This is a genomic window from Dysosmobacter sp. Phy, assembly GCF_054476235.1.
Genome location: NZ_CM136997.1, coordinates 291,078 through 305,841, shown reverse-complemented (window position 1 = coordinate 305,841; position 14,764 = coordinate 291,078). Strand labels below are relative to the sequence as shown.

Below are 14,764 nucleotides of genomic sequence, written 5' to 3'. Positions count from 1 at the left end.
GGCAAAAAAGACGTCATCCGCCCGCTCCCTTGCTCCTCCTTTCCAAACCGGACCCGCTGCGCTGGGCTCCGGTTTGGTTTTGGGTGCGATTTTGGTGGCTTGCGCATCTTTTTCGGCAATAAAATACACGCGCCCGCAAGGAAATCCTTGCGGGCGCGTTTTTTCCTGTCCGGGGCTCACTGCCCGGCAGCCTTGGAGGGCCGCTTTGCCATCAGGCGCTTGATCCCGGCCTCCAGCCCGTCCACCGACAGGTCGAACATGGGAAAGATCCCTGCCAGCTGTAAGTGGGTCTGGGACCAGAAATCCCGGCGGGCGGGATAGGGCTCCGGGTTCAGCCAGACCAGATAGGGGAAGTGGGACTGGAGCCGCTGGAGCCACTCCAGCCCGGGCCGCTCGTAGGCACCGTTGCGCCAGTTGTAGGTGGGGGCGTTGAGCTCATAGGGGTTCATAGCGGCATCGCCCACGATGATGACCTTGTAGCTGCTGTCAAAGTTCTGGAGGACCCACTCCGTGGCCACGGCACTGTCGTAGCGCAGGGAGGGCTGGGTATACAGCTCCGAGTAGACGCAGTTGTGGAAGTAGAAGGTGTGGAGTTCCTTGAAGTGGTTGGACTTGGTGGCCGCCTGGAACAGCGTGGCGCAGAGGGTGCTGTAATATTCCATGGAGCCGCCGGAGTCCATCAGCAGCAGGACCTTGATGGCGTTCTTGCGGGGCTTGCGGTAGCGGATCCGCAGGGAGCCGGCGTTGTCGCAGGTGTCGCGGATGGTGGCGTCCACATCCACCTCCTTCTCGCCGCTGCTGGCCTGGACGGACAGCTGCCGCAGCAGCCGGAAGGCCAGCTGGAACTGCCGGGGGTCCAGGGTGTCGTCCTTGCGGAAGTCTCGGAACCGCCGGTCCCCGGCCACCGACATGGCGGTGCGGTGGCGGCTCTGGCCGCCGATGCGGATGCCGTTGGGGTGCCAGCCGCTGTTGCCGAAGGGGGAGCGGCCCTGGGTGCCCACCCAGTAATTGCCTCCGTTGTGCTCCTCGGTCTGCTCCTTCAGCCGCTCCTCCAGCATCCGCAGCAGCTCCTCCAGGGTCTCGTCCGGAAAGCCCAGGGACTGCAGCTCCTCGATGGTGCGGCGCAGGTCCTCGGAGGGATGGTTCAGCCAGTCCAGCAGCTCCGGCGGCAGTTCGCCGCTGAAAGGCACGTCCTTGAAAAACTCCAGAAACACCTGGTCGAAGCGGTCGAAGTCCGCCTCATTCTTCACCAGCAGCGCCCGGCAGAGATGGTAGAAGCCCGTGAGGCTGGAGCGGTGGAGGCCCTTCTCCAAAGCCTCCAGCAGGGTGAGCCACTCGTTGATGGACACGGCCAGGCCACGCTGCCGCAGCAGGTAGAAAAACGCGGTGAACATGGCTTATCGCAGCTCCCTCTGCAGTGTCCGCAGGTCCTTGTCCTTTTTCAGCAGCACGCCGGCGAAGGGGATCTCCCGGGTGATCCGCTCCGGCGCAATCCCGCCTGCCACCAGGGCCCGCAGCCAGTCCACCAGCTCCGAGGTGCTGGGCTTCTTCTCGATCTGCCGCAGCTCCCGGACCCAGTAGAAGGCGGCCAGGGCCTGTCGGACCAGGGCGTCCTCCAGATGGCCGAAGTGGACGCGGAGGATCTCCTCCATCTGCTGCTGGTCCGGGAACTCGATATAGTGGAACACGCACCGGCGCAAAAAGGCGTCCGGCAGCTCTTTTTCCGCATTGGAGGTGATGATGACGATGGGGCGCTGTTTGGCCCGGACCGTCTCCTTGGTCTCCGGGATATAGAACTCCATCTGGTCCAGCTCCCAGAGCAGGTCGTTGGGGAACTCGATGTCGGCCTTGTCAATCTCGTCGATCAGGAGGACCACCTGCTCCTGGGCCTGAAAGGCCTCGCCCAGCTTGCCTAGCTTGATGTAGCGGGCCACGTCGTCCACGCCGTGGGTGCCGAACTGGCTGTCGTAGAGCCGCTGGACCACATCGTAGACGTACAGGCCGTCCTGGGCCTTGGTGGTGGACTTCACGTTCCAGATGATGAGCTGCTTGCCCAGGGCGTCGGCGATGGCCTGGGCAAGCATGGTCTTGCCGGTGCCGGGCTCGCCCTTAATGAGCAGGGGCTTGCTGAGGGTGATGGCGATATTGACGGCGCTCATCAGCTCCGGGGAGGCCATGTATTGACTGCTTCCTTTGAACATCATATTCATATGAAAGATACCTCTGTGGAATGAGATCATGCCCGATGCCGGGCGCAGAGTAGAGTATACCACAAGATCCCGCCGGTGAGAAGGCGCAGGATCCGGCAAAAAAGGGCCATGGGGCAGAAGTCCGCATGGCCCTTTTTCCAGGTGGGGGGAAATTTACTTGGCAGCCTTGGCGGCCTTGATGGCCTCGATCAGCATGGGAGTGACCTTGAACAGGTCGCCGCAGATGCCGTAGTCGGCGATCTCGAAGATGGGAGCGGTGTCGTTCTTGTTCACCGCGATGATGCACTCGGAATCCTGCATGCCGGCCTTGTGCTGGATGGCACCGGAAATGCCCAGAGCGATGTACACCTTCGGATGCACGGTCTTGCCGGTCTGGCCCACCTGATGGTCGGCGGACAGCCAGCCGGAGTCGATGGTGGCACGGGAGCCGCCCACGACGCCGCCCAGCACCTCAGCCAGCTCCTCAGCCAGCTTGATGCCGCCCTCGACATCCTTGCTGATGCCGCGGCCAACGGACACGATGTAGTCGGCGCCGATCAGGTCCACCAGCTTCTTGGCGGCCTTGACCACCTCGGTGACCTCGGTGTGGATGTCGGCCTCGGTCAGGGAGAAGGCGGGCTTGACGATCTCGCAGGCGTCGGCCTTGGCCTGATCGAAGGGGTTCTTCTTCATGACGCCCGGACGCACCGTCGCCATGCAGGGACGGAAGCGGGGGCAGATGATGGTGGCCATCAGGTGACCGCCGAAGGCCGGACGGGTCATCTTCAGGTTCCGGTCCTCCATGTCCCACTTGGTGTTGTCCACGTCCAGGGTGGAGGACTCACGCAGGAACTGGATGTAGTTGGCCACATCCACGTCCAGGTGGGTGCAGTCAGCGCACAGGCCCGTGTGCAGACGGGCGGCGCAGCGGGGGCCCAGGTCACGGCCGATGTTGGTGGCGCCGATCAGGAAGGCCTCGGGCTTCATCTCCTCGATGACGTCGCAGATGACCTTGGCATAGGCGTCGGTGTTGTACACGGCCAGCAGCGGGCTCTCGCACACGATCACCTTGTCGGCGCCGTAGCCGCCCAGCTCCTTGGCAACGCTCTCGATCCCCTCGCCGCCCAGCAGCAGGCCGCACAGGTTCACGCCCAGCTCGTTGGCCAGGTCGCGGCCCTTGGAGATCAGCTCGAAATCGGTGGGCATCAGCTTGCCCTCGCGCTGCTCACAGAACACCCATACGTCCTTGAAAGCAGCGATATCCGCGCTATTGAAGTTAGACATAGTCGTATGTTCCCCTTTCTCAGATGATGTGCTTGTCGGCCAGAATACCGGCCAGCTTCTCGCAGGTCTCCTTGCCGTTGCCCTCCAGCATCATGCCGACGCCCTTGGCAGGCGGGGTGAAGCTCTTGAAGATGTTGGTGGGAGAGCCCTTGAGGCCGATGGTGGTGGCGTCGATCAGGGGATGATCCTTCAGCTTCTCATAGTCAAAGGTCTCCAGAGGCTTGTTGTAGGTGGCATAGATGCCGCCGATGCTCATGTAGCGGGGCTGGTTGAGCTCCTTGATGCAGGTGATGAGGCAGGGGGTCTGGACCTTGATGGTCATGTAGCCGTCCTCCAGCATGCGCTTGACGGTGACGGTGTCGCCGTCCTTGGTGATGTCGGCGGCATAGGTGACCTGGGGCAGGTGCAGCTTCTCGGCGATCTGGGGACCGACCTGAGCGGTGTCGCCGTCGATGGCCTGCCGGCCGCACATGACGATATCGTCCTTCTCCACGCCGATGGTAGAGATGGCGGCGGCCAGGATCTGGGAGGTGGCGTAGGTATCGGAGCCGCCGAACTCGCGGGCGGACACCAGAACGCCCTCGTCGGCGCCCATGGCCATCAGCTCACGCAGCATGCCGGCTGCCGGCGGGGGACCCATGGTGATAACGATGACCTTGCAGCCGGTGGCGTCCTTCAGCTTCAGGGCAGCCTCCACGGCGTTCATGTCGTCTGGGTTGGTGATGGTCTGCATGGATGCACGGTTCAGGGTGCCGTCGGGATTGACAGCCACCTTGCCGGAGGTATCGGGTACCTGCTTGATAGAAACAATGATCTTCATTTTGTCTGATACCTCCTTATTTCTTCTTCTCCGTTTTCTTGGGGGGACGGGGGATCAGGTGGTTGGCAATGACCACCTTCTGGATCTCAGAGGAGCCCTCGTAGATCTCGGTGATCTTGATATCCCGGTACATCCGCTCCAGGGGATAGTCGTGCATGTAGCCGTAGCCGCCGTGGATCTGCAGGGCGGAGTTGACCACCTCGCGGCCAAACTTGGTGGCGTAGAGCTTGGCCATGGAGGCCTCCTTGCTGAAGGGCAGCCCCTGCTGCTCCATCCAAGCGGCCCGATAGACCAGCAGACGGGACATATCCAGCTTGGTGGCCATCTCCGCCAGTTCCCAGGCGAGGCCTTGGTTGGCGTTGATGGGCTTGCCGAACTGCTTGCGCTCACCGGAGTAGGTCAGCGCCCGCTGGAAGGCGGCGGTGGCCACACCCAGCGCCTGGGCGCCGGTGCCGATGCGGGCCGCGTCCAGAGTGCCCAGGGCAAACTTCATCATCTTGCCGCAGCCGGCCGGGCCGCCCAGCATCCGGCTGGCGGGAACGCGGACGTCCTCGAAGATCAGCTCCGTGGTGGGCAGGCCCCGCAGGCCCATCTTGTTTTCGATCTTGCCCACGCTGACGCCGGGGGCGTCGGCGTCCACGATAAAGCCGTTGAAGCCCCGCTCGCCGGCCTTGGTGTCGGCAATGGCAACCACCAGGTGGTATTTGGCGATGTTTCCGGCGGTGATGAAGCACTTGGTCCCGTTGAGGATGTAGTCGTCGCCGTCCCGGACGGAGGTGGTGTGGATGCCGGTGGCGTCGGAGCCTGCGTCCGGCTCCGTCAGGCAGAAGCTGCCGATCACGCCGTCGTTGAGCACCTGGGGGATGAACTCCATCTTCTGCTCCTCGGTGCCGAACTTCTCAATGAAAGTGGGGAAGCCGTTGGCCAGCAGGGCATAAGTGGCGCCGTGAGTGAGGCTGGCCTTGGACAGCTCCTCAATGACGATCATCTCGCCGATGGCGTCGTGGCCGGTGCCGCCGTATTGTTCACCGTGGTTGACCCGCAGAAGGCCCACCTCGGCCATTTTCTTCCAGGTGTCGTGGAGGAACTCGTGCGTTTCATCCAACTCCGCGGCCTCCGGTTCGCAGTACTGCGCGGCGAACTGCGCGGCCATTTTGCGGAGGAGCTCCTGCTCTTTCGTCAAATTGAAATCCATTGTACTACATCGTCGGCCGGATGAAGGACATCATCATCTCCGGCGGCGAAAACATCTATCCCGTCCAGATCGAGGATTTCATCCGGACCCATGAGGCGGTGGAGGATGTTGCGGTATTCGGCCTGTGCGACTGCCGGCTGGGCGAGGCGGTGGCGGCGCAGATCCAGCTCAAACCCGGCAGTACCTGCTCAGAGGAGGAGATGCGGGAATTCTGCGCCCGCCTGCCCCGCTATCAGCGGCCCGGCCGGTTCTTTTTCGGAGAGGTCCCGCGGAATCCCACGGGAAAGATCGACAAGGTTGCTCTGCGAAAGAAGTACTCGCCGCCGCATCCCTTTTCCTCCCATGCCCCGGCGGAGAAGGCCTGAGCGAGCACAGACGGAAGGAGGGCGGCCGTTCCGGCCGGAAGGACGATGGCGGAGCGCTTGGCAACCAATCTCTGGCGGCTGGATATCCCGCTGGAGGGGAATCCCCTGAAAAACCTGAACAGCTATCTGATCACCGGCGAAGAGCGGAGCCTCCTGATCGACACCGGCTTCCGCCAGGACAGCTGCCGGAGGGCCCTGACGGACCAGCTGGCGGAGGGCCCTGACGGACCAGCTGGCGGAGACGGGGGTGGACCGGGAGACCCTGGATATTTTCCTCACCCATCTCCACAGCGACCACACCGGTCTGGCCCCTGACTTTGTGGGCGCCGGTGGGCGCATTTACATCAGCGAGACCGACGGCGCCGGTCTCCGTCTGGGCTTGACAGACGGCTACTGGCGGGATATGTATGAGGAATATGTGAGAGAGGGCTTTCCACGGGAGGAGATCGACCGGCTGTGGCTGGCCAATCCCGCCCAGGGTGCGGCGCCCCGGAACTGGAGCGCGGGATGCGTCACCCTGCGGGACGGAGACCGGCTCTCCTACGGCGGCGTCACTCTGCGGTGCATCCTGACGCCGGGACACACGCCGGGACATATGTGCCTCTACGGGGAGGAGCCCCGCTGGCTGTTCTCCGGCGACCACGTGCTGTTCCACATCACGCCCAATATCTGCCGCTGGCAGTCCATGCCGGACGCCCTGGGCAGCTATCTGGAGAGTCTGGAGAAGCTGCGGGGCCTTCCGGCGGAGCGGCTGCTGCCCGGCCACCGGAAGGAGACGGGAGACCTGGATACGCGGATCGGACAGCTGGAGGAGCACCACCGGCACCGGCTGAATGAGGTCCTGGACATCGTTGGGGCGGCGCCGGGGCGGACGGCCTACGAGATCGCCGGCCGGATGCGCTGGAGCATCCGCTCCACCTGGCGGGAGTTTCCCGTCCAGCAGAAATTTTTTGCACTGGGAGAGTGTCTGGCCCATCTGGATTACCTGGAGCGCCGCGGGCGGATCTGCCGGCGGGAACGGGACGGGTTGATCCGGTACAGCCTTCTCCCGTGATCCCCGCGGGAAGGAAGCTGGCGCTTGCCCCCGATGGGGCGATGAATGGAAAAGGAGAGAGAGTATGGTTGGAATCGTAGTCAATGTGCTGGCGGTGGCCCTGGGCGGTGTCCTGGGGACGCTGTTCAAAAAGAGGATGTCCACGGAGTTCACCACCATGCTGAACCTGGTGTTCGGCGTGTGCGCCATGGGCATGGGCATCAGCTCTGTGGTGATGATGGTCAATATGCCGGCGGTGATCCTGGCGGTGGTGGTGGGCACCGGGCTGGGCCTGTCCTGCAAGCTGGGCCGGCTGATCAGCCGGGGCGGGGAGCTGATGGAGCGGCCCATCGGAAAGCTGCTGGGGAACAGCGGCGGGAGCTCCGGTATGAGCCGGGAGGAGTTTTTGTCCCTGCTGGTGACGGCCATCGTGCTGTTTTGTTCCAGCGGAACGGGGATCTACGGCTGCCTGGACGCGGGGATGACCGGCAGCAGCACCATCCTGCTGTCCAAGTCCGTGCTGGACCTCTTCACGGCCATGGTGTTCGCCTGCAGTCTGGGTGCGGTGGTGGCTGTGGTGGCAGTGCCCCAGTTCATCATCTTTTTGCTGCTGTTCCTGGCGGCCAAGGCCATCTACCCCCTGACCACGCCGGACATGATCGCCGATTTCAAGGCCTGCGGCGGCTTTTTGCTGATCGCCACGGGCTTCCGCATCGCCAAGATCCGGGGGTTTCCCATCGCGGATATGCTGCCGGCCATGGTGCTGGTCATGCCGCTGAGCGCGCTGTGGACCCAGTTTATCACGCCGCTGCTGTAAAAAAGCGGAAACTTGTCAGATGTGCTGGTATATAGACGAGACAAAAAGCGCGGCCCGGTCCCTTTTGGGACCGGGCCGCGCTTTGCGGTGCGCCCGTCAGGCGGATTCCTCCGCCGGATGTCCGGTGTAGAGCTGGTAGTACCTGCCCTTTTTTTCAATGAGCTCGTCGTGGGTGCCCCGCTCGATGATGCGGCCCTGCTCCATGACCATGATGCAGTCGGCATTGCGGACCGTGGAGAGCCGGTGGGCGATGACGAAGGTGGTCCGGCCGCACATGAGGGCGTCCATGCCGTCCTGGACCAGCTTCTCCGTCCGGGTGTCGATGGAACTGGTGGCCTCGTCCAGGATCAGCACCGGCGGGTCCGCCACGGCGGCCCTGGCAATGGCGATCAGCTGCCGCTGGCCCTGGGAGAGGTTGGCGCCGTCTCCGGTGAGCTGGGTGTCGTAGCCGTCGGGCAGACGGCGGATAAAGCCGTCTGCGTTGGCCAGACGGGCGGCGGCGATGCACTCCTCGTCCGTGGCGTCCAGATTGCCGTAGCGGATGTTCTCCATGACCGTGCCGGTGAAGAGGTGGGTGTCCTGGAGGACGATGCCCAGGGACCGGCGCAGATCCGGCTTTTTGATCTTATTGATGTTGATGCCGTCGTAGCGGATCTTGCCGTCGGCGATGTCGTAGAAGCGGTTGATGAGGTTGGTGATGGTGGTCTTGCCGGCGCCGGTGGCGCCCACGAAGGCGATCTTCTGACCGGGTTTGGCCCAGAGGCTGATGTCGTGGAGGACCAGCTTGTTCTCGTCATAGCCGAAGTCCACGCCGTCAAAGACCACGCCGCCCTCCAGCTTGGTGTAGGTGACGGTGCCGTCGGCCTGGTGGGGGTGCTTCCAGGCCCAGACGTTGGTGCGCTCCGCGGACTCGCTCATCTGCCCGTCGGCGCCCTCCTTGGCGTTGACCAGCTCCACATAGCCCTCGTCCGTCTCCGGCTCCTGGTCCATCAGGTCGAAGACCCGGGCGGCGCCGGCCGCGGCGGTGACCACGAAGTTCACCTGCTGGCTCACCTGGGTGATGGGCTGGGTGAAGCTCTTGTTGAGGCCCACGAAGGTGATGACGGTGCCCAGGGTCACGCCGGCCAGGCCGTTGATGCCCAGGACGGCGCCCACAATGGCCACCAGGGCGTAGCTGAGCCAGCCGATGTTGGCATTGATGGGCATGAGGAGGTTGGCGTAGCGGTTGGCCTTGTCGGCGCTCTGTCGCAGGGCCTCGTTGACCTTGTGGAAGTCCGCCATGGCGGCCTCCTCGTGGCAAAAGACCTTGACCACCTTCTGGCCGTCCAGCATCTCCTCGATGAAGCCGTCCACCAGGCCCAGGTTTTTCTGCTGCTGGATGTAGTACTTTCCCGACAGCCGGGACAGCGACGCGGTCACCAGCAGCATGACGACGGCGGTGAGAACGGAGATCACGGTCAGCAGAGGGTTCAGCACCAGCATGGTGATGAGGGTGGCGATCATGGTGACGCCGGAGTTGATGACCTGGGGGATGCTCTGACCCATCAGCTGGCGCAGGGTGTCCACGTCGTTGGTGTAGACGGACATGATGTCGCCGTGGGCGTGGGTGTCGAAGTACTTGATGGGCAGGGCCTCCATTTTCCGGAAGAGGTCCTGGCGCAGGGGCAGCATGGTGCCCTGGCCGATGGTGACCATCAGGCGGTTGTAGGCGTAGGCCGCCAGGATGCCCACCGCCATCAGGCAGGCCAGGCGGATCAGGGCGGCGGCCAGGCCGCTGAAATCAGTGCTGCCGCCGGAGAGCATGGGCACCACGTAGTCGTCCACCAGGGTCTGGGGGAAGGTGGCGGCGACCACAGTGGCCGCGGCGGAGAGCAGGATGCAGCACACCACCAGGGCAAAGGGCAGCTTGTAGTAGCGGAACATATACCGCAGGACCCGGTTCAGCACGGCGCCGGGCCCCCGGCGGGAAGCCGTTTCGTTCACAATGATTCCTCCTTTCAGGCGGGCTGGTCAAAGTCGCCGCCGCCCTTGACCTGGGAGTCGTGGATCTCCCGGTAGATGGCGTTGGACTTGAGCAGGTTCTCGTGGGTGTCAAAGCCGTCGATCCGGCCGCCGTCCAGCACCAGGATCCGGTCCGCGTGCTCCACGCTGGAGATCCGCTGGGCGATGATGAGCGTGGTGGTGCCGGGGATCTTCTGAGTAAAGGCGGTCTGGATCCGGGCGTCGGTGGCGGTGTCCACGGCGGAGGTGGAGTCGTCCAGGATCAGCACCTTGGGGTGCTTCAGCAGGGCCCGGGCGATGCACAGCCGCTGCTTCTGGCCGCCGGAGACATTGGCGCCGCCCCGCTCGATGCGGGTGTGGTAGCCGTCGGGGAAGCGGTCGATGAACTCGTCGGCGCAGGCGGCCCGGCAGGCCTCCACGCACGCCTCCTCCGTGGCGTCGGGATCGCCCCAGCGGAGATTGTCCAGAATGGTGCCGGAGAAGAGGGTGTTCTTCTGCAGCACCACGGCCACCTGATTCCGCAGGACCTCCGTGTCGTAGCGGCGTACGTCCACGCCGCCCAATTTCACGGCGCCCTCGTCCACGTCGTACAGGCGGCAGATCAGGTTCACCAGGCTGCTCTTGCCGGAGCCGGTGCCGCCGATGATGCCGATGGTCTCACCGGAGCGGATGTGGAGGTCGATGTCGGCCAGGGCGTTTTTGCCGCTGCCGTGCTTGTAGGAGAAGGTGACGTGGTCGAAGTCGATAGACCCGTCGGCCACCTCCGTCACCGCCTCGTCCGGCTGGCGCAGGTCCGCCCGCTCATTGAGCACCTCGCTGATGCGGCGGACGCTGGCGGCGGACATGGAGATCATCACCACCACCATGGACAGCATCATCAGGCTCATCAGCAGGCTCATGACGTAGCTGAACAGGCTGGTCAGCTCGCCGGAGGTCATGGAGCCGCCCACGATGAAGCGGGAGCCCAGCCAGGAGACCATGATGATGCAGAAGTACACCGCCGTCATCATGGCGGGGTTGTTGAAGGCCAGCAAACCCTCGGCCTTTACTGACAGGTCCCGCAGGACCTTGGCGGCCCGGGAGAACTTCTCGTTCTCGTGGTCCTCCCGGACGAAGGCCTTCACCACCCGGATGGCGGAGACGTTCTCCTGGACGCTGGCGTTCAGATCGTCGTACCGGCGGAACACCTGGGTGAAGATCCGCAGGGTGACCGCCATGATGGACCCCAGCACCACCACCAGGAACACCACGGCGATGAGGAAGGTGAGGCTCAGCGTGGGGCTGATGAGCAGGCACATCGCATAGCTGAACACCAAAGTCAGCGGCGAGCGGACCGCAATGCGAATCACCATCATGAAGGCGTTCTGCACGTTGGTGATGTCGGTGGTCATGCGGGTCACCAGGCCCGGCACGCTGAACTTGTCGATGTTGGAGAAGGAGAAGGTCTGGATGTTGGCGTAGATGGCCTCCCGGAGATTGGCGGCCAGGCCCGCCGAGGCGCTGGCAGCGTACCGTCCGGCGGCGGCGCCGAACACCAGCCCCAGAAAGGCCAGGCCTACCATGACGGCGCCGTAGCGGTAGACGGCGGAGAGGTCGCCGGCCTCCAGGCCCCGGTCGATGATCAGAGCGGTGATGAAGGGCAGCAGGATGTCCATGGCCACCTCCAGGGTACACAGGCCAATGCACAGCAGGGCGTCCCGCTTAAAGCGCCCCAGCTGCCGCAGTACAGTTTTCACGATGTTGCGTCCTCCTTTTCGCGTTGTTCCCGCAGGGTCAAGAGACTGTCCAGCATTTTTCTCTGGAGCCGGGACAGGGTGTCCAGCTCCTCCTGGCTCAGCCGGCCGCACAGCCGCGCCTGCATCCGGGCTATGGTTGCCTCCAGGCCTGGTCCTATCCGCCGTCCCTCCTCGGTGCCGAAGAGGAGCTTGCGCCGGTCGTCCCCGTCGCAGGGGGCCGAGCGGATGCAGCCCTTGGCCCGCAGCCGCTTCAGCATCCCGGACAGGGTGCCCATGGAGTAGCCGAACTCCCGGTGGATGTCGGTCAGGGAGGTGCCCCGGTCCGAGTGACGCAGGATATAGAGCAGGATATAGGCCTGAGCGGAGGTGAGGCCCGTGTGGGCCAGGCAGTGGTTGCCGTACTGCTCGATCTGAATGCAGATCCACCGGTTCTCCCGCAGGAGCCGGCGCTGTTCCGCCGCGGTCATGTGCTCGCCTCTTTTCCAATCGTTAGGAACGAAAGTATTTCGTACCGTACTGTTTATACCACGGTATGGCTTGCCTGTGAAATTCAAATATGCTATATTCTATAAAAGACGTTTATCGTTCACCCGGTTTCTTCCAGATGGGGGCCGGGGACGAAGGAGGTGCGGACCGGTGAATACCACGCAGCTGGAGTGCTTTATGGCGGTGGCCAATTTTCTGAATTTCTCACGGGCGGCGGAGCATCTGAAGATCACGCAGCCTGCGGTCAGCCATCAGATCAACACCCTGGAGGACGAACTGGGGGTGAAGCTGTTCCGCCGGACCAGCAAGAGCGTCCGGCTGACCCAGGAGGGCTTTTGGTTTACCCAGTACGCCGGGGAGATCCTGAAGCTGGCGGATATCTCCAGGGCCCGGATGAAGGAGGCCCGCCAGACCCCCAGGCGGCTGCTGATCGGCTGCCGCAACAGCGCGGAGATGCGGATGCTGCGGCCCACCCTGCGCCGCCTGCGGCAGGAGCTGCCGGATCTGCTGCCGGTGCTGCGGATGATCCCCTTCGACTCCCTGGAAAACCTCCTGGCGGAGGGGGAGGTGGATCTGATCTTCTCCTTCCGGGAGACCGCGCCCCAGCGGGCCCGGTACCGGGAGCTGGCCCGCTGTCCGGTGGTGTGCGCCTGCGCGCCGGACCACCCCCTGGCCGGGCGGGAGCAGGTGGCTCTGGAGGAGCTGCGCCGGGCGGGGCGCATCGCCGTCTGCCGCCCGCCCATCTGTCCCCAGGCGATCTTCCGCTTCCAGAGCCAGGCCATAGGAGAACGGGAGACGGACCAGATCCTCTTCAGCGACCACCAGGAGGCCATGGAGGTCCTGGCGGAGACCGGCTACGCCTTCGCTGTGACGGCGGACTATCCTCATGCCCGCCTGCCGGGCCTGCGGTATATTCCCATTCCCGAATGCCGGGTGCTGTCCTTCGGGGCGGTATACCTGCCGGAGGGAGGCTTCCCGGCGCTGCGGCGGTTTGTGGAGCTGCTGCGGCAGACCATGGCGGAGGATCCAGCCTGACCCCAAAAAAGCGCCCCCGTCTGCCGAAATCCCGGCAGACAGGGGCGCTTGCTGTATTTGGGAGATTCAGTTCTTGCGGAAACGGGAGAGGAAGTCCCGGGTCTCCTGGCGCTGAGGGTTGCCGAATACGTCGGCAGGAGTGCCCTCCTCGCAGATGACGCCTTGGTTCATGTAGACCACATGGCTGCTGACGTCCCGGGCAAAGGCCATCTCGTGGGTCACCACCAGCATGGTCATGCCCTCCTGGGCCAGGGCCTTCATGACGTCCAGCACCTCGCCCACCATCTCCGGGTCCAGGGCGGAGGTGGGCTCGTCGAACAGCAGCACCTCCGGTTCCATGGCCAGGGCCCGGGCGATGGCCACCCGCTGCTTCTGGCCGCCGGAGATCTGCCGGGGCTTGGCGTTGATGTAGGGGGCCATGCCCACCTGGGTGAGATAGCGCATGGCGTTGTCCCGGGCGTCGGACTTGTTCTTCTTCAGCACCTTCACCTGGCCCACCATGCAGTTTTCCAGCACCGTCATGTTGTTGAAGAGGTTGAAGGACTGAAACACCATGCCCACATGGGAGCGGTACTGGGCGGCGTTGACGCCCCGGCTGGCCACGTTCCGGCCATGGTAGAGGATCTCGCCGCTGGTGGGTGTCTCCAGCAGGTTGATGCACCGCAGCAGGGTGGACTTACCGGAGCCGGAGGCGCCGATGATGCTGGTCACGTCACCCTTGGCCACGGAGAAATCGATGTCCCGCAGCACCTCATGGGAGCCGAAGGACTTGCTCAGATGCCGGATCTCCAAAATCATATCGTTCATATCAGCGATCCCCCCTGCTCCGTCCGTGTTTGAGTTCCTGACGAGTCCGCTCCCGATGCTCCGCGTCCAGCTGCTGCTGTTCCTGCTGGGTCTCCAGGTGCCGCTCGTCAAAGGGCGTGCCCCGGTCCGGATGGCTGTACGTCCCGGCGGCCATGGTCAGATGATCGTCCTGGACCAGCTCGTAGTCGCTGCTGCCGTCCATGCGCCGCTCCACCCACCGCAGCAGGAAGGAGGCGATCAGCGTCATGGTCAGGTAGCCGACCATCTCGATGGTGGCGGAGGGGAAGTACAGGTAGGTGGCGCCCACGGCGCCCCGGTGGGCGGCGAAGAACTCCGTGAAGGAGATGATGAACATGACGGAGGAGTCTTTGATGTTGATGATGAGGTTGTTGCCGATCTGAGGCATGATGTTGCGGATGGCCTGGGGCAGGATGACAGAGGTCATGGTCTGCACGTGGGTCATGCCGATGGCCTTGGCGCCCTCGGTCTGGCCGGGGTCGATGGAGATGATGCCGCCACGGACAGATTCGGCCATGTAGGCGCCGGTGTTGATGGACACCACCAGGATCGCCGCCGCCCACACGCTGGGCCACTGGACCGCGTTGTTGGTGAAATAGGGCAGGCCGTAGTAGATGAACACCGCCTGGAGCATCATGGGCGTGCCGCGGAAGACCTCCACGTAGATCCGCACGATGGCCCGGATCAGCTTGATGACAAAGCGCTTGACGGGCGGGTCGTTCTTGGCGCAGGGGATGGTGTTCAAAATGCCGCAGACAAGGCCGATGATACAGCCGATGGCTGTGGCCACCAGGGCCAGGACAATGGTGTTCCTGATGCCGTTGAGATAGTCGCCGCCGCACCGCTGCCAGAGCTTGACGATGTCGGCGCCCAGTTGTACGAATCGATCCATGAGGGAGGGCTCCCTTCCTTTTTAATATGATGTGTGAGGCGCATCGGAGGAGGGGCCGGGAAGCGGTCCCCCCTCCGACGGGTCTC

General features: G+C 63.8%; 13 protein-coding genes and 1 pseudogene. 4 read left to right on the top strand and 10 right to left on the bottom strand.

Translation table 11 applies throughout. From position 1 onward, the window contains the following. Nucleotides 1–176 precede the first annotated feature (176 nt). The 5 genes from ACVDHE_RS01420 to ACVDHE_RS01400 form a co-directional block, all read right to left on the bottom strand. Nucleotides 177–1,394, bottom strand: coding sequence for a vWA domain-containing protein (locus ACVDHE_RS01420; protein ID WP_213039019.1), 1,218 nt, complete (start codon nt 1,392–1,394; stop codon nt 177–179). Nucleotides 1,395–1,397: 3 nt separating this feature from the next. Next, nucleotides 1,398–2,210 carry an AAA family ATPase gene (locus ACVDHE_RS01415; protein ID WP_458885375.1) on the bottom strand — a complete coding sequence of 271 codons (813 nt, stop codon included), beginning with the start codon at nt 2,208–2,210 and terminating at the stop codon, nt 1,398–1,400. A gap of 153 nt (nt 2,211–2,363) precedes the next feature. Continuing rightward, nucleotides 2,364–3,473: an acryloyl-CoA reductase electron transfer subunit beta gene (acrA, locus tag ACVDHE_RS01410; protein ID WP_213038281.1), complete on the bottom strand. Its 1,110-nt coding sequence runs from the start codon at nt 3,471–3,473 to the stop codon at nt 2,364–2,366. A 19-nt stretch (nt 3,474–3,492) separates the two neighbouring features. Beyond that, entirely contained in the window at nt 3,493–4,293 is an 801-nt protein-coding gene (gene acrB / locus ACVDHE_RS01405; RefSeq protein WP_458885374.1) for an acryloyl-CoA reductase electron transfer subunit gamma, read from the bottom strand. Between the two features lie 16 nt (nt 4,294–4,309). Next, the gene (locus ACVDHE_RS01400; protein WP_418725135.1) at nt 4,310–5,488 is read right to left on the bottom strand and encodes an acyl-CoA dehydrogenase family protein; all 1,179 of its coding nucleotides are present in this window, start codon (nt 5,486–5,488) and stop codon (nt 4,310–4,312) included. A gap of 5 nt (nt 5,489–5,493) precedes the next feature. Here ACVDHE_RS01400 and ACVDHE_RS01395 point away from each other — a divergent pair. The 3 genes and pseudogenes from ACVDHE_RS01395 to ACVDHE_RS01385 all read left to right on the top strand — a co-directional run. Next, nucleotides 5,494–5,853: pseudogene (locus tag ACVDHE_RS01395) on the top strand (AMP-binding enzyme); the annotation flags it as partial. Nucleotides 5,854–6,100: 247 nt separating this feature from the next. Further along, nucleotides 6,101–6,907, top strand: a complete 807-nt coding sequence (locus tag ACVDHE_RS01390; RefSeq protein ID WP_418725141.1) for an MBL fold metallo-hydrolase — start codon at nt 6,101–6,103, stop codon at nt 6,905–6,907. Nucleotides 6,908–6,971: 64 nt separating this feature from the next. Further along, nucleotides 6,972–7,703: a DUF554 domain-containing protein gene (locus tag ACVDHE_RS01385; RefSeq protein ID WP_458885373.1), complete on the top strand. Its 732-nt coding sequence runs from the start codon at nt 6,972–6,974 to the stop codon at nt 7,701–7,703. Between the two features lie 96 nt (nt 7,704–7,799). On the opposite strand, the gene ACVDHE_RS01380 is transcribed toward ACVDHE_RS01385, so the two are convergent. The 3 genes from ACVDHE_RS01380 to ACVDHE_RS01370 form a co-directional block, all read right to left on the bottom strand. Next, complete coding sequence (locus tag ACVDHE_RS01380; protein WP_458886146.1) at nt 7,800–9,626, bottom strand: ABC transporter ATP-binding protein; 1,827 nt, start codon at nt 9,624–9,626, stop codon at nt 7,800–7,802. Nucleotides 9,627–9,700: 74 nt separating this feature from the next. Further along, complete coding sequence (locus ACVDHE_RS01375) at nt 9,701–11,440, bottom strand: ABC transporter ATP-binding protein (RefSeq protein ID WP_458885372.1); 1,740 nt, start codon at nt 11,438–11,440, stop codon at nt 9,701–9,703. Beyond that, the gene (locus ACVDHE_RS01370; protein ID WP_458885371.1) at nt 11,437–11,907 is read right to left on the bottom strand and encodes a MarR family winged helix-turn-helix transcriptional regulator; all 471 of its coding nucleotides are present in this window, start codon (nt 11,905–11,907) and stop codon (nt 11,437–11,439) included. The genes ACVDHE_RS01375 and ACVDHE_RS01370 overlap by 4 nt, the downstream gene beginning before the upstream one ends. Nucleotides 11,908–12,076: 169 nt before the next feature. Here ACVDHE_RS01370 and ACVDHE_RS01365 point away from each other — a divergent pair, with 169 nt between their 5' ends. After that, nucleotides 12,077–12,961, top strand: coding sequence for a LysR family transcriptional regulator (locus ACVDHE_RS01365; protein WP_458885370.1), 885 nt, complete (start codon nt 12,077–12,079; stop codon nt 12,959–12,961). Between the two features lie 66 nt (nt 12,962–13,027). Here ACVDHE_RS01365 and ACVDHE_RS01360 read toward each other — a convergent pair whose 3' ends face one another. Continuing rightward, nucleotides 13,028–13,768, bottom strand: a complete 741-nt coding sequence (locus tag ACVDHE_RS01360) for an amino acid ABC transporter ATP-binding protein (protein ID WP_213039005.1) — start codon at nt 13,766–13,768, stop codon at nt 13,028–13,030. Between the two features lies 1 nt (nt 13,769). Next, nucleotides 13,770–14,678, bottom strand: coding sequence for an amino acid ABC transporter permease (locus ACVDHE_RS01355; RefSeq protein WP_458885369.1), 909 nt, complete (start codon nt 14,676–14,678; stop codon nt 13,770–13,772). Between the last annotated feature and the right edge of the window lie 86 nt (nt 14,679–14,764).